This window comes from Pontivivens ytuae, assembly GCF_015679265.1.
GTDB classification, from domain to species: Bacteria; Pseudomonadota; Alphaproteobacteria; order Rhodobacterales; family Rhodobacteraceae; genus Pontivivens; species Pontivivens ytuae.
In genome coordinates this window covers 3,267,761-3,294,559 of record NZ_CP064942.1, presented here as the reverse complement: position 1 = coordinate 3,294,559, position 26,799 = coordinate 3,267,761, and the positions used below count along the sequence as shown (strand labels likewise).

21 protein-coding genes are annotated in these 26,799 nt (G+C 65.6%); 7 read left to right on the top strand and 14 right to left on the bottom strand.

All coding sequences use genetic code 11. The features are described from left to right. Nucleotides 1-13: 13 nt before the first annotated feature. The 6 genes from I0K15_RS16325 to I0K15_RS16300 all read right to left on the bottom strand — a co-directional run bounded on the left by I0K15_RS16325 (nt 14) and on the right by I0K15_RS16300 (nt 5,736). Entirely contained in the window at nt 14-925 is a 912-nt protein-coding gene (locus I0K15_RS16325) for a hypothetical protein (protein ID WP_196102548.1), read from the bottom strand. After that, nucleotides 918-1,442 (bottom strand): hypothetical protein, encoded by a 525-nt coding sequence (locus tag I0K15_RS16320; RefSeq protein ID WP_196102547.1) that lies wholly within the window; start codon nt 1,440-1,442, stop codon nt 918-920. The genes I0K15_RS16325 and I0K15_RS16320 overlap by 8 nt, the downstream gene beginning before the upstream one ends. Next, nucleotides 1,439-1,708 carry a hypothetical protein gene (locus I0K15_RS16315; protein ID WP_196102546.1) on the bottom strand — a complete coding sequence of 90 codons (270 nt, stop codon included), beginning with the start codon at nt 1,706-1,708 and terminating at the stop codon, nt 1,439-1,441. The genes I0K15_RS16320 and I0K15_RS16315 overlap by 4 nt, the downstream gene beginning before the upstream one ends. Next, nucleotides 1,708-2,718, bottom strand: a complete 1,011-nt coding sequence (locus I0K15_RS16310; RefSeq protein ID WP_196102545.1) for a hypothetical protein — start codon at nt 2,716-2,718, stop codon at nt 1,708-1,710. The genes I0K15_RS16315 and I0K15_RS16310 overlap by 1 nt, the downstream gene beginning before the upstream one ends. Before the next feature lie 228 nt (nt 2,719-2,946). Then, complete coding sequence (locus tag I0K15_RS16305; RefSeq protein ID WP_196102544.1) at nt 2,947-3,762, bottom strand: AfsR/SARP family transcriptional regulator; 816 nt, start codon at nt 3,760-3,762, stop codon at nt 2,947-2,949. A gap of 1,794 nt (nt 3,763-5,556) precedes the next feature. Then, a complete protein-coding gene (locus I0K15_RS16300) occupies nt 5,557-5,736 on the bottom strand; it encodes a hypothetical protein (protein WP_230374157.1) in 180 nt (59 codons plus the stop codon). A gap of 380 nt (nt 5,737-6,116) precedes the next feature. On the opposite strand from I0K15_RS16300, the gene I0K15_RS16295 reads away from it, so the two are divergent. After that, nucleotides 6,117-6,767 (top strand): GntR family transcriptional regulator, encoded by a 651-nt coding sequence (locus I0K15_RS16295; protein WP_196102542.1) that lies wholly within the window; start codon nt 6,117-6,119, stop codon nt 6,765-6,767. Next, nucleotides 6,764-7,792 carry an AbrB family transcriptional regulator gene (locus I0K15_RS16290; RefSeq protein ID WP_196102541.1) on the top strand — a complete coding sequence of 343 codons (1,029 nt, stop codon included), beginning with the start codon at nt 6,764-6,766 and terminating at the stop codon, nt 7,790-7,792. Before I0K15_RS16295 ends, I0K15_RS16290 begins: the two co-directional genes overlap by 4 nt. On the opposite strand, the gene I0K15_RS16285 is transcribed toward I0K15_RS16290, so the two are convergent. The 5 genes from I0K15_RS16285 to I0K15_RS16265 all read right to left on the bottom strand — a co-directional run bounded on the left by I0K15_RS16285 (nt 7,767) and on the right by I0K15_RS16265 (nt 13,300). Next, on the bottom strand, nt 7,767-8,738 hold the full coding sequence (locus I0K15_RS16285; RefSeq protein ID WP_196102540.1) for a D-2-hydroxyacid dehydrogenase family protein: 972 nt from the start codon (nt 8,736-8,738) through the stop codon (nt 7,767-7,769). The genes I0K15_RS16290 and I0K15_RS16285 overlap by 26 nt on opposite strands. Continuing rightward, complete coding sequence (locus tag I0K15_RS16280; RefSeq protein WP_196102539.1) at nt 8,735-8,995, bottom strand: hypothetical protein; 261 nt, start codon at nt 8,993-8,995, stop codon at nt 8,735-8,737. Before I0K15_RS16280 ends, I0K15_RS16285 begins: the two co-directional genes overlap by 4 nt. A 30-nt stretch (nt 8,996-9,025) precedes the next feature. After that, a complete protein-coding gene (locus I0K15_RS16275; protein WP_196102538.1) occupies nt 9,026-10,102 on the bottom strand; it encodes a 4-oxalomesaconate tautomerase in 1,077 nt (358 codons plus the stop codon). Continuing rightward, the gene (locus I0K15_RS16270; RefSeq protein WP_196102537.1) at nt 10,099-12,126 is read right to left on the bottom strand and encodes a tripartite tricarboxylate transporter permease; all 2,028 of its coding nucleotides are present in this window, start codon (nt 12,124-12,126) and stop codon (nt 10,099-10,101) included. Before I0K15_RS16270 ends, I0K15_RS16275 begins: the two co-directional genes overlap by 4 nt. Before the next feature lie 73 nt (nt 12,127-12,199). Next, nucleotides 12,200-13,300, bottom strand: coding sequence for a type 2 periplasmic-binding domain-containing protein (locus I0K15_RS16265; RefSeq protein WP_196102536.1), 1,101 nt, complete (start codon nt 13,298-13,300; stop codon nt 12,200-12,202). A gap of 121 nt (nt 13,301-13,421) precedes the next feature. Here I0K15_RS16265 and I0K15_RS16260 point away from each other — a divergent pair, with 121 nt between their 5' ends. The 3 genes from I0K15_RS16260 (at nt 13,422) to I0K15_RS16250 (ending at nt 16,733) form a co-directional block, all read left to right on the top strand. Then, nucleotides 13,422-14,093, top strand: a complete 672-nt coding sequence (locus tag I0K15_RS16260) for a response regulator transcription factor (RefSeq protein WP_196102535.1) — start codon at nt 13,422-13,424, stop codon at nt 14,091-14,093. Continuing rightward, a complete protein-coding gene (locus I0K15_RS16255; RefSeq protein ID WP_196102534.1) occupies nt 14,090-15,454 on the top strand; it encodes a sensor histidine kinase in 1,365 nt (454 codons plus the stop codon). The genes I0K15_RS16260 and I0K15_RS16255 overlap by 4 nt, the downstream gene beginning before the upstream one ends. 1,117 nt (nt 15,455-16,571) lie before the next feature. Continuing rightward, a complete protein-coding gene (locus I0K15_RS16250; protein WP_196102533.1) occupies nt 16,572-16,733 on the top strand; it encodes a hypothetical protein in 162 nt (53 codons plus the stop codon). A 776-nt stretch (nt 16,734-17,509) separates the two neighbouring features. Here the strand turns inward: I0K15_RS16250 and I0K15_RS16245 are convergent. Then, nucleotides 17,510-18,286 carry a helix-turn-helix domain-containing protein gene (locus tag I0K15_RS16245; RefSeq protein ID WP_196102532.1) on the bottom strand — a complete coding sequence of 259 codons (777 nt, stop codon included), beginning with the start codon at nt 18,284-18,286 and terminating at the stop codon, nt 17,510-17,512. Nucleotides 18,287-18,603: 317 nt separating this feature from the next. Between I0K15_RS16245 and I0K15_RS16240 the strand changes: the two genes are divergently transcribed. Then, nucleotides 18,604-19,743, top strand: a complete 1,140-nt coding sequence (locus I0K15_RS16240) for an aldo/keto reductase (RefSeq protein WP_196102531.1) — start codon at nt 18,604-18,606, stop codon at nt 19,741-19,743. A gap of 171 nt (nt 19,744-19,914) precedes the next feature. Here the strand turns inward: I0K15_RS16240 and I0K15_RS16235 are convergent, their stop codons facing one another. Both I0K15_RS16235 and I0K15_RS16230 read right to left on the bottom strand, forming a co-directional pair. After that, nucleotides 19,915-20,352, bottom strand: a complete 438-nt coding sequence (locus I0K15_RS16235) for a YybH family protein (RefSeq protein ID WP_196102530.1) — start codon at nt 20,350-20,352, stop codon at nt 19,915-19,917. A 1-nt stretch (nt 20,353) separates the two neighbouring features. After that, nucleotides 20,354-20,992: a TetR/AcrR family transcriptional regulator gene (locus I0K15_RS16230; protein ID WP_196102529.1), complete on the bottom strand. Its 639-nt coding sequence runs from the start codon at nt 20,990-20,992 to the stop codon at nt 20,354-20,356. Nucleotides 20,993-22,882: 1,890 nt separating this feature from the next. Between I0K15_RS16230 and I0K15_RS16225 the strand changes: the two genes are divergently transcribed. After that, complete coding sequence (locus I0K15_RS16225) at nt 22,883-26,785, top strand: autotransporter domain-containing protein (RefSeq protein WP_196102528.1); 3,903 nt, start codon at nt 22,883-22,885, stop codon at nt 26,783-26,785. The last annotated feature ends 14 nt before the right edge of the window (nt 26,786-26,799 follow it).

The window sequence follows — 26,799 nt, the reverse complement described above, 5'->3', positions numbered from 1 at the left end:
CTTCTCTCTGGGCTCAGTCGCGGTCGCTCAGGGCGAGGGCGAGGAGGAGCATGTTGTTGTTCCCGCCGGATCCGCCTCCGGTGAGGCCACCAGACAGCGCGAGCGGCAACAGGATGTCGGGTTTCTTGAACTTGACCTCCGCGGGGATCACGGTGTTGGCCGAGATTGACCCACCGGTCACCGGAAGCTCGCCGGTCAGTCGGACCTCCTCGACCTTCGGCGCCCCTTGCAGGAGCCCGATCAGCGCCGAGTTGCGCGACTGTTCCTCGACCTTCTTTACTTTGGATCGGACCGAGTTCACACGGGAGCCCATGGCCGAGACCTTGTTGTCGAGGTTCTTGGTGGCCTTCGAGATCTGCTTGGAGAGTCGGTTGAAGTTGGCCTTCCGCTCCTTCATCGCGTCGGCGAACTTCTTCTCCGTGTCGCTGATGAGCTTCTTCACCTCGGCCGCGGTCGCAAACTTGGTGCCGAAGCGGACGCGCATGCGTTGGCCCGTCGGCGACCTCAGCGTCGTCGTGCGACGGCCCTTGGGCCGGGCGAGACGACGACGGCGACCGACGCTGCGGTAGCGCGGGCGGCGATAGGAGGTGCGACGCAGGCGGCGGCGGAACCGACGGCCGAAGCGACGCCGGCGGCGGCGACGTTCGGCGTCCTCGGCGGAGTCCGCGTCGAGGAAGACTTCCTCGTCATCATCGTCGTCGTCCTCGCCGAAGTATCCTTCGTCATCGTCATCATCGTCGTCTTCGCCGAAGTAGCCCTCGTCATCGTCGTCGAACTCGTCTTCGCCGAAGTAGATCGCCTCGTCATCGTCGTCGTCCTCCTCGTCAGGATCGAAGTCGAGGAGGTCGTCGTCGTCGAGTTGCTCGCGGGCGTTGAGCCCGCTCAGCGCCAACAGCGCCGTGTTGTCGAAACCGGAATTACCCATCGGACTTGGTCTCCTTGTTCACGGGGATCGGGGAGAGGCGCCGGGCGGACGCGCCGGAACCTCTGTCGGACTTGGATGCGGGGCGCGGCCTGCGGCGGGCAGGCGCGGCATGGCTCTGTGGCTCGGCGTCCCAGTCGAGGTCCTGGTCGAGGCGATCGAGCACGGGCGCCACGAAGCGGTCGAAGCACTGCGCGTCGGGCTCCATGCGGCCCGGCAAACCCTCGCCCCCGCAATCGGGGCAACCGTCATCCGCGCCCCAGCAGGAGGGGCACGCGCCGAGTGCGCAGGCCAGCATCTCCAGCTTTGCCATCAGGGCGCGGTTGAGACGCTCGCTTTGCCGGAGGCTGCGGCGAAGGGTGCGCACCTCCTCCTCGGCGGCACGCGGATCGGGCTCGGCCGGGGCTCCGGCGCTCTCTCCCAGGGAGGCGAGGAGGAGCTGCCGGAGGGTGGGATCATCCCCACCAAGCCGGTCGGCCAGCGCGCCGAGGAGCGCTTCGGTGTCGTTCGCGCCGGTCATTCGAGAGGGCTCCCGAACCGGCGTCCGCTCGTGCTTTCGTAGGGCAGTGCCACGCTTTCGCCGGACTTTGCCTTGAGCGCCGCGGTAATCCGGCGCACCCGAACGCGCAGTCGACGCCTCAATCGCCGAAGTGCCGAAGCGCTCATCTGCTGGTAGCGATCCCGGCGACGGCGGCGGGTGCCGCGCCTGCGCCGTTCGTCATCCCAGCCGGTGATCACCGCATCTTCGGGATCGTAACCGGAGCTCTCGAACGGGAGCGCTCTCATCACGCGTCCTCCAGCGCATCAACGAGTTCGACGAAGGCATCTTCCGCACTGTCGAAGTCGCCGGGCACCAGGCCGGTCTCGGAGCTGTCGAGGTCACCGTGCATCTCCTCCATCTCGCGGAGTGCTTCCTGAATGCCGCCTTCGAGCGCGTAGAGCACCGCAGCGTCCGAGAACGCCTGATCGCGGCCGAACACGCCCGCGACGGCGCCCTGGGCACCCTGGTAGAGCGCGTTCTGAACCTGCGGATTGCGCAGCGTCCTCACGAGCGCCGAGCCGGCGCCGCGCGCGAAGCGACCGGCGGCGCGACCCGTGCGGTAGGCGCGCGTGCGGCGCCGCCGGGCACGATACGCATTCCCGCCCCGGAACCGGTAACGGCTGCGGGCGGGCGAACGCCGCATGCGGCGCATCGGCCGGCGGCGGATGCGACTGCGGGCCGGGCGGCGGCGCATCGAGCGGCCGAGCGCACCGGCACCCTGCCCGACGAGACCGCCGACGGCGCCCCCGATTTGGGACCCGACCGGTCCGCCGATGGCAGTACCGACGACGCGGCCGACGATGGGCGCTGCGGCCTGGACCACCGGCGCAGCCGCCCGGACAACGGTGCGGAAGCCGCGCTTCAGAGAGCGCCAGAAGCTCTCGATCTCCTCCGGCGACATTTCCGACATCCACTCCTCGAGCGCGAGGTCGATGTCATCGTCATAGCTGTCGGCGAATTCAGGATACACCAGCCGAACGGCGTCGTGATAGGTCACGCCGTTGTCGTAGAGCTCCTGCCATTCGGCGTCTTCGGCGATCGCCTCGGGCATGTCGTAGGCGTCCTCGCCGAAGAACTCGGCATCATCCTCGTCGTAGCTGTCGAGCTCGTCGAAATCCTCTTCGTTGTCATAGTCGTCGTGCATGGCTTCGCGAGCACCGAAGAATTCACCGAACCCTCCGCCGGGGGCCGTGTTGTGGCGCTCGGCAGCGAGCGGCGGTGCGGGTGGACGGGCATAGCGGGACATCTGGGCCACGGGTCACCTCTTGGTGTGGAGGGGCGAAGGCCCCTCGGTGATGTTTGGTCGCGTGCCGCGCAGGCTGCGGACCGCGGTGGGAAATTCGTGATGAGCAAGGTGTCAGGCCGCAGTCACGCCACGCTCTTCACGGCGATCACGGGGCAATCACGGGAGCAGCAAAACGCGTAGAGACGTGCTGCCTCGGTTGTGCCGCGGCTCTCCAACGGAGGCGAATGAAATGGGGGCTCAGTCGGTTTCCGGCAGGTCGTCGTCGAGCGCATCATCGAGCGCTGCCAGTTCGGCCATCAGCGACTCGGCGTGGATGCGCATCCGGGAGATGCGAGCGTGGAGCGCGATGGCCCGGCCTTCGGTGAGGCGTTCGACGGTGTAGCGGCGCTGGGCCTCTTCAATGGCAAAACGGCGCGGGCCCGCCTGCTCGATCCGGTAGCCTCTTTCGCGTGGCTCGAGGCAGGCCTCTCGCAAGGCAAGGGTCTCGGGTGCGGGCGTGACGCCGAGTTCGGACGACCACACAGCCTCGACCTCGCTGAGTTGGAGAAGCGCCCCTGCCCTATCGCCGCTGTCGATCTTGATCGCGATCAGAAGCCGGCGGGCTTCCTCGTCGAACGGCTCGGCCCGGACGAGATCCTCGGCGGTCTCAAGCGCGTCGCGCAGCCGGTCGGCCAGCCGCCACGCCTCCGCGAGCCGACGCAGAAGCCTCAGGTAAGAGGTGCGCAGGCGACGGCGCTCCTCCTCGATCCAGTCCGCTTCGAGGCCCCGCGCGAATTCGCCGCGATAGGCCCGGACGGCCTCGGCCAGCGGCTCCGGCCCGTCGTCGCGACGCAAGGCGCCGAGGAAGTTGACGAGATCGATCTCCACCCCGCCATTGGAGCAGCGCAGCGCGAGCATCGAGGCGTCCGAATTGAGCCAGCGGTCGGTCGACGCACCCGCCGAACCCAGCGCAGATTTCAGCCGCCAAAGCTCCGTGTTGAGGGATTTGCGGGCCTGCGTGTCGGGCTGGTCATGCCAAATTCTGCCCCAGATCCGTTCGCGCGGAGCGGGCATCCCGCGTTCCAGGGCAAGGGCCGCGACAAGTTCCTTCGTTCGTCGGCCGGGGAGGGGAACGGGCGTCCCGTCCTCAAGGCTGCAACCGACGTCTCCAAGTACTCGGACCAGGCCACATGGAGACTCAATGAACATGTTCGGGAACTACTACGAACCGGGTATTCATAGTACGCCCGCAGTTACACCCGTCAAGGTTGTGTGTCGGGCCGTCGTTGATCGGCGTGAGCTAGACCTTTGGGCCGCGGCAGTCGCTGAGTTTCGACAGCAGTGCGAAGCGGAGAGGCCATTAGTGGCGGCGGTCTTGAATAACGAGATGTTAGCGCACGACAAACTCTCGTGAGCTCCTTCACCGCGAATATTCGCCCGCCGGAAACCGGACTTTATGAACTAGCTTTGGCTCGTACTTTCCACCGTCAAAATGCTTTATGTGATGTAAATTCAAATAAGGATCACGCCCTACGATAACGCCGTAGCTCTTCACATGGCCCCTCAAGAGGCGAGCTATGACATGGGCGCCCTGCTCTGGTTGATGGATGTTCAGATGGTGCGGGCTCAGCCGAACGCGGGAGTGTCACTTTAGGCCCCGCGTTCGGCATCAGTGCGAAACGCCCGGCGTCATCTTTGTCACTCGCAATGAGTTGCGCTGGTGCGACGCGCCGGGGAGATACGGCGCACGAAGCACTGCACAAACGCTGGAGGCACGAGAGCGAGCAGGTGTGTTCACCAGGATCTTTGTCGGGCGGCCGAGAACTCCCAGGAGAAGAGCGGGACGGCCGATGCAACCTGCCTGAAGACCCATCGCACCGCGACCAGCTGCATGTGTAAAACAGGAGGCATGAGCGCCCAACTGTACGGTGTCCCAAACAGAGATGGGCGCTCCATCCGGTTCGTCATCAAGAATGGCAGGAGACGCGACGCCATTGGAGCACCGGCGTCGTGTGTGCCTTTGCAGCGGTCCAGTGGCTCATCAGCCGACGACACGACGCCGAGCGGGTCCGCGAAGCCTCGTGGGACAAGAGGGCCCGAGCAGGCATCCCCGGCAGACCAAGCCGCGGCAAGCCCGTCCGATACGACGAACGCCGCGGCACACGGCCGAGATGCCTCGAGATCACATGCGATGTGCTGCAAGGCTGTCGCCCGATCGCGAGCAGACACAACCCCTGTCCGGAGGCGTTCCCTTCTGTCGTCGAAATCCCTGCCGATGTCTCGGGTCACTGCTCCGCTGCTTACCAAACGGCCAAAACCGCGTCAAATATATACTCTCAAAAAAATAATATTAATAATATTTAAAAATTGACTTTATAAAAAATTACTTTTTTAAATACAAGAGTTGTTTTTGGGAAGTTTTTACTATATTATATTTGAATGTAGACCTGTCAGTGAGCGGGTGCGCGCCGCAGATTGGTGTGTCGAGCGCCTGCGTCCCATTTGAGCTGGACGGCTCAAGTCCTGGCGCGTCCTTTTCGTCCATCGGGGTGAGGTCGAAGGGGATGGAAGTGTCCAACTCCACGTTGACGTTGTGAAAGACGGAATGGGAAGCGGCTCGGTTGACACTTTCGAGCTCTTTCACCGGTTGCTCGAGCGTGTCAGTCTCTAAGAAATAAGCCTCATCAAATCGCTAGTCGCCTTACAGTAGCGGCGCTAGCTCGGGGCCGAAGAATCATCAGGCGAAGTGGGTCGTCTGGTCGAGCACAGCGCAGCCGAATTATGCGTCCATTTGGTTGCGGAGATCCTTGCCCTCATCAACGATGCGATGGGTCAGTTGGACCCACTCCGTTCGACGCGCGAATCCTCTTACACGATCAGGCCGGTTTCGGCTTGCATGTAGTGGTTCTCCTGGCGAAGGCGCAGAAGCATATCCTGCCACAACTCGAGGAGGTGCACGGCGCAGAAGATGATCCCGTTGTTCTTTTTGAAGCTCCGGCCGCTTGATATCGGCTCGAGGATCATGCCCTGCGAAGCAAACCAGTTCATGATCGGTGGAGACAAACCGATCAGTCGTTCCTGTCTCGGCGAGAGCAGGCGACCGTACTCAATGCTCAGAAGGCCTTTTCCAGACTTCGTCACGGTGTAACTGCCGAAGTCGGCGCGAGCGCGGCGCGGGTCGGCTGGATCGCAAAGGAGCGGCGTCAGTTTCTCACCTCTAGTCGTAGGCGACGCGCATCGCGCCCGCAGTGCACTTGTGTTGCCGCCCGCCCAGCGCTTCGTCCGCCGCTTAAAGGACGAACACCTCTGACCCGCCTTCCAGGGCCGCGAGGACGGCACTGCCCGATCCGTCCACGATCGATCGCTTTGACATTCCCCCGCTCTCCATCTAGATATTGTATCCAAGAGGATACAATTCTAAAGGCCATATGAACGACACGATCCAAGACACGCTTTCGCAAGGTGAGGCGGCCTATGTCCGTTTGATCGCGGCCATACGGGCCGGGGATTACGGCCCCGGCGACCGGCTGCGCGAGATCGAGATCGCGGAGCGCTTCTCGTTGTCGCGCACTCCGATCCGGGAGGCGCTGCGCCGGCTCGAGTCGGACGGGATCGTCGAGCATCGTCCGCGCATCGGCGCGGTGATCCGCACGCTCAGCCACACCGAGCTGGTCGAGCTCTACGAGATGCGGATCGTACTGGAGCGCACGGCGGCGGAGTTGGCCGCGCGGCATGCGGTGATGGCGGAGGTGGACGAACTCAACGCGCTGAACGCGTGCATCGCGGAAAGCCTCTCGGTGAGTGCGCAGGCCGCAGCGCTCAACCAGCAGTTCCATCAGGCGCTCTACCGCGCAGGGCGGAACCGGTTTCTGATCGAGGCGACGCGGGCGATGACGAATGCGCTCCTGCTGCTGGGGCCTACGACGCTCGCCGACGAGGAGCATATCGCGCTGGTCTGCCGCCAGCATCAGGCGATCACCGATGCCATCCGCTCGCGCGATGAGGAGGCTGCCGGGGCGGCTGCGGAGGCTCATCTGCAGACCGCGCTGCGCCAGCGGCTGTCCGTGATGCGCGCATGAGGCGCGTCCTGCTGACCTGGGCGATTTCGGCCGTCGGCGTCGGTGTGTTCATGGCGGCGGACCTGCCTTTGCCCTGGTTGCTTGGGCCGATCGCCGCCTGTCTCGCCGCCGGGCTGGCGGGTGTGGAGCTGGGCGCGCTGAAACCGCTCAACGATGCGATGCGCGCCATCCTGGGTGTGGCGATCGGCGCGTCGCTGAGCCTCTCGGTCGTGTTGGGGATGCCCGCGCTCTGGCCGACGCTGGTGATGATCCCCCTGCTGATCCTGCTGTCGGGGCTGATCGGGCTGCCGTACTTCCAGCGGCTCTGGGGCTTCGATTTCGCGACGAGCTACTACTCCGCCATGCCCGGGGGGCTGCAGGACATGCTTGCCTTCGGGGAGGAGGCGGGGGCGGATGTGCGCGCGCTCTCGCTGATCCACGCGACGCGGGTGATGGTGATCGTGGTGTCGCTGCCCTTCCTGCTCGAGGGTGTCTGGGGCGTGGATCTGAGCAACCCGCCCGGTGCGCCCGCAACCGAGATCGCGCCGGGCCAGCTGGCGCTGATGGTGCTGTCGGGGCTCATCGGCTGGCGTGTGGCGAAGGCGGTTGGGCTGTTCGGTGCGTCGATCCTGGGCCCGATGATCGCGGCGGGGGCGCTGTCGATTGCGGGTGTCCTGGAGCATCGCCCGCCGGCCGAGGCGATCTGGGCCGCGCAGTTCTTCATCGGCATGACGGTGGGCTCGAAGTATTCCGGCGTTACCGGGGCGGAGGTCCGGCGCGACGTGGCCGCGGCCATGGGCTACTGCGTGGTCCTGATCGCGCTTGCCGCTCTCTTCGCGCTGGTCGCCATCGGGCTCGGCGCGGCCCCTGCGATCGAGGGTCTGCTTGCCTTCGCGCCCGGCGGTCAGGCGGAGATGACGGTGCTCGCGCTGATCGCGGGCGCGGACGTGGCCTTCGTCGTCACGCACCACATCCTGCGGATCGTGACCGTCATCATCGGTGCGCCGCTCGCCGCGCGGCTCATGCGCGCAAGACCTCCGGATTGATCATGTGGATCGGCGCGCCCTGCGCATAGGCCACGACCTGGTCGAAGATGTCGGAGAACTGCAGGTCGAACTCATCCTCGGTGACGTAGCCGAGATGCGGTGTCGGCAGCACGTCGGGGCTGGTCAGCAGCGGGTGGGACGTGTCGGTGAGCGGCTCGCTGTCGAACACGTCCACCGCGGCGTGGATGCGTCCGCGCGCGATTTCCGCCTCCAGCGCGCCGGGGGCGACGAGGCCCGCGCGCGACGTGTTCACGAAGAGGCTGCGCGGCGCCATGGTAGCGAGGTCCTCGGCGGTGATGATGCCGCGGGTCGCGGGTTTGAGGCGGACATGAAGGCTCACGATGTCGCTGGTGGCGAAGAAGGCCTCCCGGCTGCCCGCGACGCGCCGTCCGTCTGACCGCGCGCGGGCGCGACCCTCCTCGGACGCCCACCACTGCACGCTCATACCGATCGCCTCGGCGTAGTCGCTGACCGCCCGCGCGATGCGCCCATAGCCGTAGAGCCCGAGCATGCGACCCCGCAGGGTGCGTCCGACGCCCGCCTGCCAAGTGCCCGCGCGGATCGAGGCGACCTGCTGCGGGATCTGGCGGTAGCTCGCGAGGATCAGCGCCAGCGTCATCTCCGCCGCGGCATAGGAGGGCGTGTCGCTGTGCATGTTGGAGCAGAGCAGGACGCCGTTGTCGGTGCAGGCCTCGACATCGATATGGGGATAGACGCTGCGCTGGGAGATCAGCCGCAGGTCAGGCAGCTTTTCGAGCAGGGGACGGGTGATCGCCGTGCGCTCGCGAAAGAGGACGAGTGCCTCCGCCCCGGCGAGGCGGGCGGCGAGCCGGTCGGTCTCCGGCTCGTGATCGGTCCAGATTGTGACGTCATGTCCGCCGAGCTTCGCGAAGCAGGGCAGCGTCCGCAGCGTGTCGAACCAGTCGTCCAGGATGTGGACCTTCATCGGCTTTCGATGCCCGCACCGGGATGGGGCGTGCGGGGCGTGGCCACGAAGGGTGTGCGTCCCAGCGCGGCCAGGGCGGCGCGTACGCGCGTTCGCTCGGCGATGAGGTGGTTGTACTGCGCATCACAGCCCGAGATCGGGGTGGGGTAGTCGCGCATCTGGTCCGAGATGCCCGAAAGCGCCTGCTCAAGCGCGTTGCGCGCGGTGACGATTGCGAACTGCGGGTCGGTCATGGCGGCCTCCAGCTTGATTTGCATGCCATTGTATACCAAGCATGCCTGTGGCCTTCAAGCCTGCGGGATCAGCAGCTCCCCGCGTGCGATCAGCCGAGCGGTGCGCACCAGCCCGGCGGAGCGCAGGGTGATCCCGTCCGCGTCGCGGCTGTAGTCCACGATGACCTCGATCCGGCCGGAAGCATGTTCGAGCACGACCGTCTCCGGCCCGGCATCCGGGGTCTCTGCCAGACCCTCGGCCACCGTACCGGGGGTCAGTACGCAGGAGGCGAGGCACTGCGCCCCGGTCACCGCCATCGAGGGGTGCGTCCGCCACGGCATGAAGTAGCGGGCGGCAACGGTGCCGCCGTCGCGGGCCGGGGCGAGCAGGCCGAACTTCGGTGTGACGGACGTGGAGACATCGCCCATTCCCATCGCGACCCCGGCGGCGCGGCGCACCGTTTCCATCCGCGCGAAGAAGTCGGTATTCGCTTCGAGCTCGGCCACGCTTTCGTACCCGGTCAGGCCGAAATCGGCGGCCAGTGCGATCACCATGGGCATGGCCACGTCCATGCAGGTGACGCGCCTGCCCTCGATCTCGTCGACGGGGTTGCCGGTGGGCAGGAAAGCGCCGGTGGCCCCGCCGACCGTGTCCATGAACTGCAGGCCCACCGGCGCGGCGGTTCCGGGCACGCCGTCGATCGCGGTCTCGCCGTCATAGCGGACCTGTCCGCCGGGCGTCTGCACCTCCGCCTCCACGCGTGCGCCGGTGTTGACCGCGCGGATGCGCACGCGGGTGACGGGATCGGTCGCGGGAACGAGACCCATCTCGATCGCTGCGGGGCCCACGCCCGACAGGATGTTGCCGCAGGTCGGTTTGAAATCGACCTGCCGGTCCTCCACGCTGACCTGCGCGAAGAAGTAGTCGATGTCGGCCCAGTCGTCGTCGCTGGCCGAGAGCATAGCGACCTTCGTCGTCACGGCGTTGCCGCCGCCGATGCCGTCGATGTTGAGCGGATGGCCCGATCCGACGACGCCGATCAGCAGCCGGGCCAGCGCCTCGCGGTCCTCGGGCAGGTCGGAGCGGCGGAAATAGGGCCCGCGCGAGGTGCCCCCCCGCAGGAACCAGAAGGGAACGGCGTCTTGGGTCATGTCAGCGGCCACGGCAGATCGAGATAGGATTGGAGGAGGCCCGGTGGGAAGTCGCGGTTCAGCGTCGCGGCCATCCCGCAGATGAAGGCGATGCCCGCCACGGTGTAGCCTCCTGCATAGGCCCAGCCCTTGCCCGCGCGATAGCGGATGAAGCCCACGAGGAAGAGCGCCAGCGCCAGGATGAAGCCCAGCAGGGCGGTGAGCGCGAGCAGCCCTCCGAACCAGGCCAGTGTCGGCCAGAGGCCATAGGCGTTCACGTCGCGGTCCATCATCTCGCGATCGGCGAAGAGGGCGTGCTCCTCGCTGCGCAGGCGCATCTGGAGGAGCAGGAGCGCGCAGCCGATCAGCCCGACCGTCGCCACGAAGACCGGGAAGACGCGGTCCGTGCGGGCATAGTCGGGGATGCTCGCCGCATCCCAGTAGGAGACGGCGATATAGGCGGTCACGGCGAGCAGGAAGAGGAACGGCGCGCGCTTGCCGCCCGAATTCACCTGGCCCTCGGCCTGGATGTTCTTGGCCTGCCGCAAACCCACGACCACCGAGATCAGCGTGATGACGATCAGCACGATCACGATGGGGCTGAAGATGTAGTCGATCCCCTCCTCGAAACCGCGGCGGAAGCGGGAGCTCGCGATCTGGTAGGCCTGGTTGGTGTAGCGCTCCGCCGGGGCGGAGAGCACGAAGCCGATCAGGAAGGCCGGGCGCGACCAGTCGAAGCGGCGCATCAGGATGCCGAGCAGGCCCAGCCCGAACAGCGCCACGAGGTCCCAGATCGACTGGCGTGACTGGAACGCGGCGAAGGCGATGATCATGAAGAGGAACGGGGCGAGCAGGGCGAAGCGGATCGTGGTCAGCCGGGCGATGCCGCCTGCAGCCGCGATGCAGATCAGCGTGCCCACGATGTTGGCGAGCGCCAGCAACCAGACGATCGCGTAGGTGAAGTTGAGGTTGTTGTTGATCATCGAGGGGCCGACCTCGATCTGCCCGGTGCCCAGCAGGGCGACGCCCGAGATGAAGATCGCCATCGAGCCGGAGCCGGGAATGCCGAAGAGCAGCGTGGGCACCAGGCCACCGCCTTCCTTGGCGTTGTTCGAGCTTTCGGGGCCGACCACGCCGCGGATGTCGCCGGAGCCGAAGCCGGACTTGTCCTTGGCGGTCTGTACCGCGTGGCCATAGGCGATCCAGTCCACGACCGAGCCGCCGAGGCCCGGGATCACGCCGACCGTGACCCCGATGAGTGAGCAGCGCACGGAAAGCCAGCGGTTCGCCCACCAGTCCCGCACTCCAACCAGCCAGCCGCCGCCCAGCACCTGTCGGTCGGCGATGGCCTTGTCCTGACGCAAGAGGGCGATGATCTCGGGCACGGCGAAGATGGCAAGGCCCACGATGACGAGCCTCAGCCCGTCCACCAGGTAGGGCATGTCATAGGTGGACATGCGCAGCTCGCCCGAGGCCGCACCCTCCCCGACGGTGCCGATGAGCAGGCCGAGACAGGCCGCCACGATCCCCTTGATCGCGACGCGGCCCGCCAGGATGCCGACCATCGACAGCCCGAAGATCGTGACCATCAGAAGCTCGGGCGTCTGGAACGCGAGCACGATCGGGCGTGCCGCAAGGATGAAGAAGGTCAGGAAGGCGGCGCCCACGATGCCGCCGAAGAGCGAGGAGGCGAAGGCGGCGGACAGCGCCCGCGCCGCCTGCCCCTTGCGCGCCAGAGGAAAGCCGTCGAGGACGGTCGCCTGGCTGGCCGAGGATCCCGGTATGCCCATCAGCACGCTGGCGAAGGTGTCGGAGGTCGGCACGACCGCGACCATGCCCACCATCAGCGCGAGACCGTAGAGCGGCTCCATGCCGAACATGAAGGGCAGCAGGAGCGACAGGCCCGCGATGCCGCCGAGGCCCGGAAAGACGCCGATGCACAGGCCCATCACGACGCCGAGCACGAGATAGCCCAGCACGGTGGGTTGCAGGATCATGCCGAATGCCTCGCCAAGCGCGGGCATCGCGGTCGCAAAGAGGTCCATCACGGCCTCCGTTCACTGAATGGAGCGGGCACGATGCGCGCCCCCGGATCGGATCCGGAGGCGCGGGGACCGTTTACTCGAGCACGACGCCGTAGCGATCGGCCAGCCATTCGATGACGTAGGCCTGCGCCTCCTCGGGCACCTGGGTGGCGCTTTCGAGGGCGGTTTGTGCCGCCGCGCCGGTCATCTGCGGATAGACGCCGAGGCGCGCCTCGGAGATGTCGGCAAAGTCGTCACGCTCGGTGATCGCCTGGAACGCGTTGGTATAGGTGTCGATCGCCGCCTGCGGTGCGCCCGCGGGCAGGAACACCATCTTCTGCGCCGGGAAGCCCGCGGTGAAGAAGGCGAGCCATGCGTCCCACACGGGGCCGGACGTCTCGCAGTTCGGGGCCGCCTCGCAGACCTCGGCGAAGCTCGGCATATCGGGGAAGGTCGGGTCGCGCACGACGTTGCCGTCCGCATCCAGCGCGCCGAAGGCGAACCATGGCACCGCGGTACCCGCCTCGACCAGCGGCACGACGCCGGAGAGGTAGGAGGACGAGGTCTGGTAGTCGATATTGGCCTCGCCCCGCTCGAACATCAGGCGGCCGTCGCCGCGGCCCTCGATGCCGAAGACGGGCTCGACGTCGAGGCCGAGCATCTCCCATGCCAGCAGCGGCACGAGGTCGAGGCGCGTGGCCCCCTGGCTTCCGTAGATGAAGTTGTCATCCATAAGTGCTTCGACGCCGCCCTCTTCGAGCTCGGCCGCCAGGTCGGCGGGGAGGTAGGCCACGCCGCCGGTGCCGGAGGCCAGCACGACATTCCAGTCGCCGTACTCGTAGCGCACGCGCGGGTCGTTGAGCAGATAAGGGAACTGCGTCGAGCCCGAGGAGCCGAAGATCGTCGTGCCGTCCTCGTAGCTGAGGCCCTGGAAGTGGTTCGCACCGCGGGTGGAGCCGGCACCTGGCATGAAGGTCACGACGACCGTCGGGTTGCCCGGCAGCGCCTCGCTCAGCAGCGGCGCGTAGAAGTTTGCCCAGCGGGCCGATCCGCCCGTCTCGGAGAACGGGATGATCCACTCCACCGTCTCGCCCGTCAGGTCGAGCGCGTGGTCGTCGGCCAGCGCCGGCGCGGCGAGCCCGAGCGCGGATGCGGTCGCGATGAGGGCCGCGGCGCGGCTGTTGAATGTGGTCATTTCGTCCTCCCTATCGCGGGTCGTCCATCGCCCCGCTCAGCTCCCCAGGCGGTTATGGTGCCGCCTTGATGCGCGCAGACTTCAGTGCCAGTCTTTCACGAACCTTTCACGGACCCGAAAAATGCGCATCGTCATCGTCGAGGACAACGTATCCGTGGCGAAAGGCATTGCCTACCGCCTGCGTGACGAGGGGCATGCGGTTGACCTGATCCATGACGGGGCGGAGGCGGATGCCTTCCTGCGCGACGATGGTGGGGACCTCGTCATCCTCGACATCAAGCTGCCGGGAATGAGCGGGCTCGACGTGCTGCGCGCAATGCGCAAGCGGGGGGACATGCGGCCGGTGCTGATGCTGACCGCGCAGTCTGAGCTGGAAGAGAAGGTCGCCGGGCTCGATGCCGGCGCCGACGACTACCTTCCCAAACCGTTCGAGCTGGCTGAGCTGAGCGCCCGGGTGCGCGCGCTCGCGCGGCGTGGTCCCACCACCGATCCGGGCCTGCTGCGGCTGGGCCCGCTCCGGTTCGACCCGGTGGCCCGCGCGGTCATGGGGCCCTCCGGCGATCTGTCGATCCCCCGCCGCGAGGTTGCGCTCTTCGAGACGCTGCTCGGCGCACGCGGGCGCTTCGTCTCCAAGCAGGCGCTGCTCGACAGCCTCTATGGCACGGGGGCCGACGTGGAGGACTCCGTGGTGGAAGTATATGTCTCGCGGCTGCGCAAACGGCTGCGCAGCTCGGGGATAGAGATCACGGTGCGACGGGGCATCGGATATGCAATGGGTGAGACGGGCCGATGATGCGGACCGCATCGCTGCGCCTGCGGCTCACGCTCATCATCCTCGTCCCGCTGCTGACCATATCCGCAGCCGTGGCGATCTGGGCCGGCAACGACGCGCAGGCGCGCGCGGCGGACCGTTTCGACAGGTCTCTCCTCGTCACGGCGCTCGGGATCTCTCGCGACACCGCGATCAGCGGAGGCGATGCGCTGAGCAGTGAGACGCGGGACCTGTTGCGCAACACCTCGGGTGGCCCGGTCTTCTATCACGTCTATGCACCCGACGGCGTCTTCGTCACGGGCTACGCCACCCCGCCCGTGCCGCCGCCCGACACGAACGGTGAGGAGTTCGCGTATTTCGATGCCGACTACCACGGAGCAAGGGTTCGTGCCGTGCGGTTCACCGACCGCATGGACGTGGACAACCTGACCGGCGATTTCACGTTCACGGTCTGGCAGAACCTGTCGCTGCGCGATGGCTTCGTGCGCAGCCTGTCGGGGCGCACCTACTTCGTGATGTCCACCCTGCTGATCGCGGTCGCGCTGACCGTGTGGTTCGGCGTCCGGCTGGGCCTTGCCCCGCTCACCGATCTCGAACACGCCATCGCGCGCCGCTCTGCCGAGGACCTCACCCCGATCGCTCGACCCATTCCGCAGGAGGTGCGCGGAATCGTTGGGCGTCTGAACACGCTCCTGTCCGACATGGCGGCGACCATGCGCGCGAAGGACAGCTTCATCTCCGACGCCGCGCATCAGTTGCGCAACCCGATTGCGGGTGTGCTGGCGCTGAGCCAGGCCGTCGCGGCGTCGCGCACGCCCGAGGACCTGCGCGAACGCAGTGACGACTTGATCGAGGCGGCCAGCCATGCCGCGCGGCTGTCCGAGGATCTGCTGGCCTTCGAACGCGCGCGCTCCGCTCCGCCGCCCGACCAGCTGGACCCGGTGGATATCGTCCTGGTCGTGGAGCGCGCCGTTGCGCGTCACCGTTCGGCCGCGATGGCTCAGGGGGTGCAGCTTCGCGAGCCCAAGGTCACAACGCCGATCATGGCGAGAGTGGACAGCGTCCTGTTGGGCCAGGCCGTCGAGAACCTGCTGGTCAATGCCCTGAAGCATGGCGGGGCAGGTTTGTCGCGGGTCACGGTCGAGTTGCGCCGGAAAGGCCCGTACTCCGTGCTCAGCGTGTCCGATGATGGGCAAGGTCTCGCGCCGGACCAGTTCGAAATGGCGCTCTCCCGCTTCGGACAGGGACGCCCCGGCGAAGGCAGTGGACTGGGTCTGCCGATCGCCTCAGCGGTCGCCGAGGCGTTCGGAGGCCGGCTTCTGCTCAACGGAGGCGGAGGTGGTCTGACTGTAGTGTTGGAGTTGCCGGTCGCGGAGGAATAGGTCATCCAGACGACGAGCCCGTGTCGCCCGACATCGACCATGTCGAGCGATATATCGGGCTGCTCCAAAGCATGATGCCCGTGATAGTTCCACGAGACACGATAGAACCGGAGTGGCCGCGATGATGTCTTCGGTCGGGTGCTACTCCGCTTGATGTGGGAATATGCCTTGGTCGAGTAGCTCGGGAATGGGCGTCAGATCTGGAAGCGGTAACTGAACATGACCGCCGAAGGCACCCTCCTCATCGGTCATGAAACTTAGTTAGGCAATTGACTTGATCGTTGACAACGCGAGTGTCCGGTCATCCGCAGTGGTTGATGTACCCTGGGGCTCCATAGCCATCTCGACCCGTCTGGCGACTGCAAGCAAGCCATCCTCTGCCAATGACACTGTATGGAGCATCGTGATCGTGCCGACGTGCAGGTCAGCCGTTGGCGTAGCCCCAGGCTGCGGGGCATCCGCGTCTCGGCGACGAAAATTGTCGAGCGGTCGGGCGGGGGCCTCGATGAAGAAGACCAAGTTGATGATAGAGTTGGAGACCACAGGCGCGTCTTCGCAGAGGTCAACGACCACGAGAGGGTCAGGCCCGCGCCGTGATGAAGCGTGCCCATAGCGGCGATCATCCTGAGGCGCGTTCGTGGTCGACGCCGCCCGCTTCGACGATCTTGGTGACCTGCGGATCGTGGCCGCCGGCATCTCCAACGTGGGGAGCCATGTTGCGCGCGACCGAGGCGGATCAGACGGGCCTCCTTGACGCGGTCCTTAAAGTTGAGCCCAATCTCTTTGCGCCTGACAGCGACGCGCGCGTTGCGAGCCCCGAAGGCACCCATGCAGCCCGCGGGCCTTCCTCGACTACGCAACCTGGTCCACGCTCTGCCAACGCTGCGCCGCCCTCGCCGATGTCTAAGAGGGCGACCCGTTTGCCGAGACGCTGGCACCTCTGCGCCTGGATCTCGTGGACCGTCGCCGTGCGCTACGCGACACCGGGGACCTCTCCGCAGAGGAGGACCGGTACCTCCCGGTTGAGGCGAGGGCACGGGCTCGACGCTCTGATGCTCTGATGCTCTGATGCTCTGATGCTCTGATGCTCTGATGCTCACCTAGGGGAGATCTCAACATGATGAACGTCGCTCAGAGCATCTGGCCGATGATAATGGCGGTCATGGCTCACGCGCTCAGTCGTCGCGATGCCGATGACCCGGTCTGCGGGATCAGCTTCGCCATGGTGTACGGCGACGGCCGCACCCGCGCGTTCACCTCCGCAGAGCGGGCGATCTAGTTCGGCGTCAGCACCGGATGGATACCGAGCGCAGGCCTTGTCCATTTCAACGAGGACGGCACGGCGCTGCGACGAGCGCCAAGATGTCTGCGGCCTTCGCCTGCTAACGCGTACTGTTCGAGGCCAACCAGACGATGCCGCGCTCCATCGCGGGCATCCGAACGAGCGGCCGCGTTCCCGACATCCCCATCGCCCTCGACCACGACCGCGGACTCGCTGATACTCACCAACCACAGTTCTCGACCGTGGGTGGCTGCGGCGCTCGCGAACGGACATGGCGAAGTGCGATACTAAGAGATCGGGAACGCTCAACGCGTCGATGTCGATGCCGTACTCGAAGGTACGAAGGCACCCCAGCACCTCGTCCAGATGCAGCCCTATCTTTGGGGCGCCTTGGAACGCGCCTTTCTCGCTTCGGAGAGCCGCTCAGCCTTGCCTGAGAGCCACATCGCTCGGGCGGAGACAAATAGTGTAAATCGGGTTGACCATCTCATCGATAAATCGGAGGTGCAAGACCGGATCGGGTCCTTCGGGCACACGTTAATGATACCGTGACGAGGCGAAAGCCGTCGCCATTGCTCACGCAGAACTCTGGAGACGTAGTGTCAGTGTTGCGTAGGGCCACCCTGCACGATCGAGCGGGCCGCAGATGCTATCGAGCCACCGGTGATGCAGCTTTGCATGCCTGCATCTTAGGCCCGTGTATTGGACTGGAAACCGGACCGGCGCGCCGCATCCGCTGAAACAATCCATAAGCTTAACCCATTTCCAGACGACTAGCATGAACGGCTGAACGAACCAACCGAATGTCCGGCCACTTGGGCATAGCGCCTTGGTGTACGGCCGAACTGTGCTGCGAACGCGGTACGGAAGCTATGGCCAGGCGCGTAACCCACATGTACAGCGGCCTGTGCCACTCTAGCGCCAGCCCGGATCGCCTCAGCGGCTCGCTGCACTCGCCGTGCGGCGACGAAGGCATGGGGCGTTGCCCCGACAGCCAGCGCGAACATGCGCCCGAAGTGATGCCGACTCACTGCCGCAACATCGGCGAGTTCACCAAGACGCAAGTCACTACCGAGATTGGTGTCGATGAACTCCGTCACGCGGGTCAGCCGCCGCGCATCAAGCCCTCTCACGGTCCTCGGTCGAGGCCGCGCACCCACTGCCTCCAGGCTTCGCGCCAATGCATTTCGGGTGAGGTGTTCGAGCTCTAGAGACGCAAGCCGCGGGCCACCCAGCGCATCGGCCCGCACGCGCACTGCGAGGGCGAAGAGCGCCGGATCGGCGCGGTTCCAGACCCGCTCATGCTCGGCCACATCGGCAGCGCGCAGGTCCTCGACGACTTCTTGGCGGAGCCAAGGCGCCGGGCGCACTTCAACGAATTCCGACGGCCCGTCGGTTTCCAGGAACTGCACCGGCTCCACGCCGACCGCGCCGCCTGTCAGAGCCCTGATCGGCCGCTCCTCGACCCGCCCGCAGCGTTCCACCACCGTCCGCGCATGCGGGCGAAACGCGAAATCAAGGGCCAGCGGCGCCGATGTCAGACCGTCCATCGACCGGCGCCCGACACGATCGGTTCGACCGTAGGTCGCCCCTCCCGCAGACCACGCCTGACGATATATCAAGGGCTTACGCACCCGAACCTCCGCAATGCGCGAATCTTCTCCAACCGTATGGCGGCGGCACCCGCGCATCATACGTTGGATGGCACCCGATGTTTTGCAACGCCAGATAACCCGATGCTCCTCCACCGAAATGATCCGCGAGGCCGTCGGGCAGCGAAGATCGGAGCGCACCGTCCGACCGCTATCCAGGCGTCTCAAATCTGACCAGACACTGAACTCGTCCAACAGCCGTGAAAGGGAAACCCATGTCCGACGACCAGAACGAGATCGACCCCGTTCGCCGCACGATCCTTACCGGTGCCGCCGTCACCGCATCGGCCGTCGCCCTCGGGGTGACGCCCGCGGCCGCGCAGACCACGCCGACCGGCACCGCCGCCCCTGGCCGCCGGATGCTCGGCGGGCTCGAGGTCTCCGAACTCGGCCTCGGCGTGCAGAACATGCACCGCACCTTCCACACCATCGTGCCCGAGCGTGCGGACATGATCACGCTCATCCGCACCGCCTTCGACGAGGGCGTCACCTTCTTCGACTGCGCCGAAGTCTACGGGCCCTTCGAATGTGAGCGGATCCTCGGCGAGGCGATCGCGGATTTCCGCGACGAGGTCCAGATCACGACCAAGTTCGGGTTCGACGTCGATCTGGAGACCGGGGTCTGGGGTGGCGGCGTGATCAGCGACCCGGCCCGCATCCGCCAGGCGGTGGACGGGTCGCTGCAGCGCCTCGGAACCGACCGGGTGGATCTGCTCTACCAGCACCGCGTCGATCCCAACGTGCCGATCGAGGATGTGGCGGGCACCGTCTCCGACCTCATGGACGAGGGCAAGGTGCTCCATTGGGGCCTTTCCGAGATGGGGCCGAACACGCTGCGCCGCGCGCACGAGGTCCTGCCCGTCTCGGCCGTGCAGAACGAGTACTCGATGCTCTACCGCGGGCCGGAGGCCGAGATCCTGCCGATCTGCCAGGAACTGGGCATCGGCTTCGTCCCGTTCTCGCCGCTCGGCTACGGTTTCCTGACCGGTGCCATCGACATGGAGACAACCTTCGCGCCGTCCGACTTCCGGGCGCTGACGAGCCGGATGGATCCGGAGAACCGCGAGGTGAACATGGCGCTGGTCGATATCGCGCGCGACTGGGCGGGTCGCAAGGACGCGACGCCGGGCCAGATCGCGCTCGCCTGGCTAATGGCCCAGGGGCCGTCGGTCGTCCCGATCCCCGGCACGACCCAGCTGCCGCATCTGCGCGACAATATCGGCGCGACACAGGTCAGCTTCACCGAAGACGAACTGGCGGAGCTGACCGCCGCACTCGACGCCGTCGAGGTCCAGGGCGACCGTGCCCCCGCGCTCGTCATGGGCTGGAACGGCACCGAGGCACCTGACGTCTGACCTTCCAATGAACTGCGGCGGCGGCCTAAGCATGCCCTGCCGTCGCAGACCCAGCTTGAGTAGTTGCCAACACCCGCTTGGGGCAAATCTCGGCTATTCGCGTGTCTTTCGCTGACCGCCCCATTGGAGACTGCATCTAATCCCGGCGCGCTCCCGATATCGCTCTTTGAGCTATGCGGCGGATGGTTCCGGCTTCAGGTCGACCGCGGCCTTCAGCGATCCGTCCATGTAGTAGGGGGTGGAGGAATGGTCGTGCGCGATCTTCCATTCGCCCTCGACCTTGCGGAAGCACATGGTGGTGCGGAACCAGATGTCCTCCTTCGTGCCGTTTTTCTTGGTGCCGCGAATGCGGTTGAGCGCGGTGGACCATGCGATCTCCGGCCCGACGACGAGATCGACATCCTCGGCGTCGACGAGGACCGGCCCCTCCCAGGTCGCGAGCCATTCGGCCATGCCTTCGGGATCGATCTTGTCCTTCAGGGGCGGGGCGAGCGAGTAGACGACCGCATCGGCGGCGTAGCAGTCCACGATGGCGCCGGCGTCCTTGTCGTGGTGCGCCTGTCCCAGACGATGGCACAGCGCTTCGATATCCTGGCGATCTTCCTGCATCCTATTGATCCTTCGATGGTTCAGCGGGGTCGAAAAGCAGATCGATGTATCGTGCGAGGTGGTCGAGGCTCGACCGAGCCTGCGCGGGATCTCCGGTGGCCTTGGCGAGGATGAAGGCGCCCTGGATCGCGGCCTGGATGTGGCGGGCAAGGTCGGTGGCCGTCCACTCCGGCTCCATCCCGCGCGCGGCGATGGCGAGGGCGATGTCGGGCTCGAGCGTTGCCGCGTGGTCGAGCATGCTGTGTGCGCAGGCGTCCCGGATCGCTGGGTGGGACGCGTAGGCCTCCTGCGTCATGGTTCCGACGAGGCAGGTGAACTCGGCCAGATCGCCCGAGATCAGTGCCCGTCGGAAGGCGATGTAGGCGCGCACGCGCTCCAGCGGATCCTCCGGCGCGTGGTAGGGGGCGTCGGCGAAATAGGCGCCGGTGGTTTCGGCCCAGAACTGAGCGGCGGCGACGCCGAGCGCCTCCTTGGTTTCGAAGTGGTGGAAGTAGGCGCCCTTGGTGACGCCTGCGGCCTTGCAGAGGTCATCCACCGTCGTGGCGTTGAAGCCCTTGCGCCGGATGACGTCACGCGCGGCCTCCAGCAGGCGGGTCCGCGCATCGCCGCGCTCGGGATTGAGTTTGGTAGGGCGGGTCATACAGGAAAGACACCGCACGGTTGGTATGCTTATTAAGGCGACCTTGAGGCGGATGCTGACTTTGGACCTCAAGTGTCCAATCCGCCACTTTCAAAGACTGTCTCCCGACCGTCATGCGGTCGCAAAGAGAGCTTGAAATACATAGGGCCGTCCGCAGACTGACTTGGACTTTTGGTTGCGGGCAACAAGCAGCCGCAATTCATTGTTGAGGTAGATCGGGCGCCGCAAACTTCGCCTCTGACCGTTAGTGTGCAGGACAATACGGCAAAGCCGACACCACTGTCTTCCCACGCAACTTAGAGCCCAAGCTCGGCCACGCCCACCCTATTCCAAGAATAACTGTACTCGCACATGCTCACCAATCCAATCTTTGGTGAAAAAACCGATGTTTATGCAGGCTCTAGCGTGTCGCAAATCAGTGATTGATTGGTGACTCTTCGAGCCTCTACACAGTAAGAGCGGTCATAAGTAAAAAAGTCTTAACACACTCATTGCGGGTAATAATTCGATCTACTACCCGCTTCAGTTGCGCCAATTTGGCAAAAACTGAACCTATCTCGATTTTTGGCGGAACTCCGGCCGCTGATTGGTTAACCTCTCGATTAACTCGAAAAGTCAGTGAGATAGACCATGCGGCGACAGCCATGCTGGTCGATGGACAGGTGTGTCCATCGGCCGGCCAGGGGCAGCTTTTGCCCCGAACCGACCGGACCTCCGCAATCCTGATTGCGGCCTGACAACCGACGCGCGTGTCGTGGGCGCGCGCGTCGGGGTCCGGTCGGCACCCACCGCGACGGCGGAGGGGTGCAGCGGTCGCAGAAACCAGAAATCCAGGACAGTGGGACAGAACGGATGGGCAAGCGGGACAAGCTGTGTCGCGCCGCGGAGAAGGTCGTGCGCGGCGGACGGATGACGAAGGTGGGACGGGTCGCAGCGAGCTATGCGCCCAGCCTCGGGGTGGCGGTGCTGTGCGCCGCGATGGGCTGGGCGCCGGCAGATGCGCAGAACCTGACATGGGACACCGCGACAGGCGACGGTGCGGTGACCGGCGGCAGCGGCACGTGGGATGACACGACGCAGAACTGGACGCGCGACGACGGCGTGACGAACGAGGTGTGGTCCGACGGCGCGGGCGCCCATTTCGGCGGATCGGGGGGGACCGTGACCATCGACGGCACGCAGGAGGTGGTCGGGCTCACCTTCACCACCGACGGCTACACGCTCACTGGCGGAACGATCGATTTCGGCAGCGATGACCGAAAGATCATAACCGGCACTGATCTGACGACAACCATTAACTCCACCATGACGGGGAGTGGCGAAATCGAGTTCGAAGGCATGGGTCGCCTTATTTTGAGCAGTTCAAATAGTCTTTCAGGAGTTATAAGACTTGTCGTCGGGGAGCGCGGCCCTAAGTTTGTTATAAATAATAATAATGCACTTGGATCTAGCCTGATAAGAGCCAACGGAGAAACCGAATTCACGCTTTCCAATAATATTAATTTATCAAATGACTTTTTTACAGCAGGAAATATAAATTTCCGAGTCGAAGAGGGTAATACCGCTGAGCTTTCAGGTAACAATTTGTCTAGATATGATGGTGGACCAGCCACCAAGACTGGCCGTGGAACTCTCATTCTATCAAGCAGCGACGTCCCCTTGGCACAAACTGAAATTGAGGAGGGCACTCTTTCGGTCGCCAGCGCGAATCCTCTGGGGCGCTTCGGTGGCGTCGTTTTTCTTCGTGGTGGAACACTTCAGACAACTGGCAATATGACACTCTTACAGCTTTTCGCGCTCTCTGAAGATTCCACGATAGAGACTGTCGCGGGAACGACCGCCACCGTCAACAATACGATTGATAACTTTTTAAGCAGCAGCGGTCACTCGTTGACCAAGACCGGCGGCGGTACGCTCGTCCTTGGGCGCACGAACACCTACATCGGCGACACGATTGTCGCGGACGGCACACTGTCGATTGCCGCCGACAACAGGCTCGGCGCGACATCGGGTGCGCTGACGCTGGATGGCGGGTTTCTCCGAGCGACGGAGAGCTTCACGACGAGCCGGGCGACGACACTGGCGAGCACGGGGGGCTTCGACGTCGAGAGCGGCGATACGCTCACCCATGACGGCGTGATCAGCGGCACGGGCTCGCTGACCAAGACCGGCGACGGCACGCTGATCCTGACGGGGACCAACACCTATTCCGGGGGCACCAATGTAAACGGGGGCACCCTGTCGGTCGGATCGGATGCCAATCTGGGCGCGGCATCCGGGGATATCACGCTGAACAATGGTGAGCTTCAAACCACGGAAACGTTTTCGACGGCCCGCGATATCGTCAGCAATACCGGTTCGATCTCCGTGGATGCGGACACCACGCTGACCGTCGATGGTACGATCAGCGGCAGCCTGCTGGCAGCGTTCGGAGAGGGGACGCTGATCCTCAATGGTGCGAACACGGTATCGGACCTCAATTTTGGCCGCGGCACCCTGGTGCTGAACGACAGTCAGGCCGCCGGGTCCGGTACATTGAACGCCCTCGGCGGGACGGTGCGCTTCGGAGATGGTGTCGATATCGGGAACACGGTCACTATCCTTGCTGGCTCTCCCAGCCTGGATGTCGCAAGCGTTGGGCGGGCGACGCTTTCAGGCAATCTCGTCGGTGGGCCCGGCGCACCTGTCGAGAAGATCGGAACGGGCACGCTGGTCCTATCTGGCGACAACATCGTCGGGGGAGGCTTCCAGATCAGCGAGGGCACGCTGTCGGTGTCGGCCGACGAGAACCTGGGGTACAGCAACGCTGATCTGGTCTTTTCCGGGGGACGGCTGGAGACGACCGGCACGTTCTCGACGGCGCGCGACTTCAGCATCTCGTCCCTATCGAGGATCGATATCGCCGCCGGCACGACCCTCACCCATGACGGCCTACTCCGTGGTTCCGGCGACCTCTTCAAGAGCGGCGCGGGCACGCTCGTGCTGGACGGTGCCAATACGCATAGCGGAGCGGTCGTCGTGACGCAGGGGACGCTCGCCCTGAACCACAGCGAGGCGCTGGGAACGGGCATCGTTTCGTTCGACTTTGCGCCCGGAGGACGGATCCGGTACGGCGACGGAGTTTCGATCGCGAACGAGTTGAACGTCCTGCAGCCCGGAACGCTGGAGGTCGCCGGCAGCGATGTGGCCGAGCAGTCCGGCCTCATCCGCACCTTCGCCGGGGAGGGAGAGCACGGGATCACCAAGACGGGCAGCGGCACGCTGATCCTGTCCGCCGCCAACACCTATGCCGGTGATACGACAATCAATGGTGGGACGCTCTCGGTGTCCTCCGACGGCAATCTGGGCGACAGCGGCAACGGGCTGGTGCTCAGCGGCGGGGTGCTGCGCAGTACGGCGGACTTCACCACCGAGCGGGCGACGACCGTCACCGGCACCGGCGGGTTCGACGTCGCGGCGGGGACGACGCTCACCCATGAGGGCCTCATCAGCGGAACCGGGCGGCTGACGCTGGACGGGGACGGCACGCTGATCGTGACCAGCAAACTCTACGGCCCGGACGAGCCAAGCTACGACCCGCTCGCGCACAGCGGCGGGACGACGATCAACAGCGGGACCCTGCAGATCGGGAACCGCTTTAACACGAGCGGCAGCCTCGGCACCGGTGAGGTCGTGAACAACGGCGTGCTGAAACTCGCGACAGGAAGGCGGGGCACCTATGCCAACGACATCTCGGGCACCGGAACGCTGGTGTCGTCGGGGAATGGATCGATACTGCTCGGCAACAACTCCTACGGTGATACGATCATCGAAAGCAGCTCGTTTCTGCAGATCGGTAATGAGGGCACGTCGGGGACACTGGGCACCGGCACCGTCCACAACAGCGGCGTCCTCGTCTTCGAACGCAGCGATACGCACATCGTGGCCAATGACATCGTCGGTGAGACCGGCTTCCTCTGGAACCGGGCGTCGGGAACGACGATCCTGCTCGGCACGAACGAGATAGAGAGCATGGCCGTCATCGAGGGAGCCATCCAGATCGGCAATGGCGGGACATCGGGAACGCTTGGCGCCGGTCTCAGCTCGATCAACGGCGAACTGATCTTCAACCGCAGCGGGGAACTGACGGAGCGCACGCAGCTCTCCGGCAGCGGCACGATTATCCAGCGTGGCAGCGGCACCGTCACGCTGACCGGCGAGGGCATCTCGTTCACCGGCAACACCGTGGTGGAGAACGGCACGCTGAACGTGAACAACGTCCTGGGTGGGGATCTGCGCACCGAGAGCGGCGGCACGCTGGGCGGGAGCGGCACCATCGAGGGGAACGTGACGATCGAGGCGGGCGGTACGCTAGCCGCGGGCAACTCCATCGGGACGCTGACGGTGGACAGCGATCTCAACCTCGACGCGGGCTCGCGGCTAGAGATCGAGGTCGATCCGTCGGGAACCACCGCGGACCTCGTGGCGGTGGGCGGGCGCGCGACGCTCGCCGGGACGGCCGCGCATGTGGGGCTGGCGGGCGACTATGCGCCGAGCTCCAGCTACACGATCCTGACCGCGGCGGGCGGCATCGACGGGACCTTCGGCGATGTCACCTCGGACTTCGCCTTTCTCGACCCGCGGCTCACCTACGGCTCCAACGCCGTAACGCTGACGCTGGAGCGGAACGACATCCGCTTTGCCAGCACTGCGCACACCGCGAACCAGGCCGCGGCAGCCTCGGGGCTCGAGGGGCTGAGCTTCGACAACGCGACCTATTCCGCGGTCACGGTGCTGGGCGAGGACGATGCCGCTGCCGCCTTCGACATGCTGTCGGGGGAGGTCATGGCCTCGACCACCACGTCGATGGTCAGCGGCGGACAGGCGATCAATGCGTTCACCTCCGCGCGGGCACGCTCGATCACCGGCCCGGCGACGCCGGCGGTGGCGAGCTTCGCGCCGGATCCGGCCTTCGCCAGGGGGGGGCCGGGCGACACGCCTGCGTGGATCCGCTTCCTCGGAACGCAGTCGGACATCGACGGCGACGGGAACGCGGCCGGGCTGGACACCCGCTCCGCCGGGACGCTGGTGGGCCTCGAGGGGTTCGCCCTGGGCTCCGCCCGGCTGGGCGTGCTGGCGGGCTACACCCGGTCTAATGTCGATGTGGGTGAGCGCGCCTCCTCCGCCGACGTGGACAGCTACCACCTCGGCGTCTACGGGCGGACCTCGGTGTCGGGCTTTGCGCTGCGCGGCGGCGTCACCGCAAGCTGGCACGACATCGAGACCGACCGCACGGTCGTCGCCGGTACGATGCGCGAGGATCTGAGCTCGGACACCAATGCCCGCAGCCTGCAGAGCTTCGCCGAGATCGCCTACGGCATGCCGATGGAGAGCTACGCGATCGAGCCCTATGCCGCGCTCGCCAGTGTCGTCGTGGACAGCGACGGCACGACGGAGACGGGCGGGAGCAGTGCGCTGACCAGCGTCGACGAGACCACGGTCACCAACTTCGCCACCGTCGGCGCGCGCGTCGGGACGACCTTCGATCTCGGTGGCATGGACGCGACGCTGCGCGGCGGGATCGGCTGGCGTCACGCCTTCGGCGACGTCACGCCCACAACGACGAACCGGATCGCGGACGGTCCGGATTTCACCGTCTCCGGCACGCCGATCACCCGCAACGTGGCGCTGGTGGAGCTGGGGGTCGGGCTGCGCACCTCGGCGAACAGCTCGCTCCACCTGTCCTATGACGGCGAGTACGGTGAGGGGGTGCGGAGCCACGGCGCCCAGCTCGACTTCGTCTTCCGGTTCTGAAGACCCGGGCGCGG

What these genes read in the sequence shown, in the direction of transcription:
- I0K15_RS16325 (WP_196102548.1), bottom strand. Translation starts at nt 925, where the DNA reads ATGGGTAATTCCGGTTTCGACAACACGGCGCTGTTGGCGCTGAGCGGG.
- I0K15_RS16320 (WP_196102547.1), bottom strand. Translation starts at nt 1,442, where the DNA reads ATGACCGGCGCGAACGACACCGAAGCGCTCCTCGGCGCGCTGGCCGAC.
- I0K15_RS16315 (WP_196102546.1), bottom strand. Translation starts at nt 1,708, where the DNA reads ATGAGAGCGCTCCCGTTCGAGAGCTCCGGTTACGATCCCGAAGATGCG.
- I0K15_RS16305 (WP_196102544.1), bottom strand. Translation starts at nt 3,762, where the DNA reads ATGCCCGCTCCGCGCGAACGGATCTGGGGCAGAATTTGGCATGACCAG.
- I0K15_RS16300 (WP_230374157.1), bottom strand. Translation starts at nt 5,736, where the DNA reads ATGAACTGGTTTGCTTCGCAGGGCATGATCCTCGAGCCGATATCAAGC.
- I0K15_RS16295 (WP_196102542.1), top strand. Translation starts at nt 6,117, where the DNA reads ATGAACGACACGATCCAAGACACGCTTTCGCAAGGTGAGGCGGCCTAT.
- I0K15_RS16290 (WP_196102541.1), top strand. Translation starts at nt 6,764, where the DNA reads ATGAGGCGCGTCCTGCTGACCTGGGCGATTTCGGCCGTCGGCGTCGGT.
- I0K15_RS16285 (WP_196102540.1), bottom strand. Translation starts at nt 8,738, where the DNA reads ATGAAGGTCCACATCCTGGACGACTGGTTCGACACGCTGCGGACGCTG.
- I0K15_RS16280 (WP_196102539.1), bottom strand. Translation starts at nt 8,995, where the DNA reads ATGCAAATCAAGCTGGAGGCCGCCATGACCGACCCGCAGTTCGCAATC.
- I0K15_RS16275 (WP_196102538.1), bottom strand. Translation starts at nt 10,102, where the DNA reads ATGACCCAAGACGCCGTTCCCTTCTGGTTCCTGCGGGGGGGCACCTCG.
- I0K15_RS16270 (WP_196102537.1), bottom strand. Translation starts at nt 12,126, where the DNA reads ATGGACCTCTTTGCGACCGCGATGCCCGCGCTTGGCGAGGCATTCGGC.
- I0K15_RS16265 (WP_196102536.1), bottom strand. Translation starts at nt 13,300, where the DNA reads ATGACCACATTCAACAGCCGCGCCGCGGCCCTCATCGCGACCGCATCC.
- I0K15_RS16260 (WP_196102535.1), top strand. Translation starts at nt 13,422, where the DNA reads ATGCGCATCGTCATCGTCGAGGACAACGTATCCGTGGCGAAAGGCATT.
- I0K15_RS16255 (WP_196102534.1), top strand. Translation starts at nt 14,090, where the DNA reads ATGATGCGGACCGCATCGCTGCGCCTGCGGCTCACGCTCATCATCCTC.
- I0K15_RS16250 (WP_196102533.1), top strand. Translation starts at nt 16,572, where the DNA reads ATGATGAACGTCGCTCAGAGCATCTGGCCGATGATAATGGCGGTCATG.
- I0K15_RS16245 (WP_196102532.1), bottom strand. Translation starts at nt 18,286, where the DNA reads ATGGACGGTCTGACATCGGCGCCGCTGGCCCTTGATTTCGCGTTTCGC.
- I0K15_RS16240 (WP_196102531.1), top strand. Translation starts at nt 18,604, where the DNA reads ATGTCCGACGACCAGAACGAGATCGACCCCGTTCGCCGCACGATCCTT.
- I0K15_RS16235 (WP_196102530.1), bottom strand. Translation starts at nt 20,352, where the DNA reads ATGCAGGAAGATCGCCAGGATATCGAAGCGCTGTGCCATCGTCTGGGA.
- I0K15_RS16230 (WP_196102529.1), bottom strand. Translation starts at nt 20,992, where the DNA reads ATGACCCGCCCTACCAAACTCAATCCCGAGCGCGGCGATGCGCGGACC.